Genomic DNA, 723 nt, shown 5'->3' on the forward strand with positions numbered 1-723 from the left:
TATAGGGTTAATGAGGGAATCAGCACTTGTAGTATGGTGAACGATACCTAGCTAACGTCACCATATGTTTTGTGGAGAATTACATACATTCAACATCTATTGCTGTTTGAAACTAACTAATAAATAGAGGCCTAATGAGCGACTGGTTACCTTGTAACTGATGGTTTAATTGCATGTCGAAAGAAACTAATGCAAGGTTATTTTCTAGCTGTAAAACATATAAGTCAGAGGGGCGTATCCTCTAATGTTGGCGAAAAAATTATAAGAATCAACTAAGCGTTGTTTGGTATCGTTAGATAAGTAAGGAACTTGAGTATCCTCTCTTAAGCAATGTAGCTGAAATAACAAGCGTACCCCTTTATAGCTCTTCGAGTTTCCACTTTTGATCTTATGGAACAAAACATTTAAGTCTGCCTTCCTTAACTCTGATTGCTTATTTATACCGATATCTTTTAGTGACTTAAATATTGTAGGACTGAGGCTAGGCATTGCCGATATATCTAAATCCTCACTTTGTTGTTGTTTTTTTATTGCTGCATTTAGCATGATCTTTAACTGCATTATTGTCTCCACAGCTTGCTGATCTGATACTTTTTCTGAAAGATAGCGCTTCATAAGAAGTCTTGAGGATCTAGAGCTATTGGGTACAGAAATAGGGTACTTTTTACATAGATAAAACCCGTATGATTCGAGTGACTCTAGTAATGGGGAGTCTGTTTCTTG

1 protein-coding gene is annotated in these 723 nt (G+C 36.2%); it reads right to left on the bottom strand.

Annotation, left to right across the window (positions count from 1 at the left end):
• Positions 1-204: 204 nt before the first annotated feature.
• Positions 205-723, bottom strand: a 519-nt coding sequence (locus tag R8O10_RS25020) for a TfoX/Sxy family DNA transformation protein (protein WP_318191929.1), incomplete at its 5' end; no start/stop codon positions are given.

The organism is Vibrio sp. 1727, assembly GCF_033344415.1.
Classification (GTDB): Bacteria; Pseudomonadota; Gammaproteobacteria; order Enterobacterales; family Vibrionaceae; genus Vibrio; species Vibrio alginolyticus.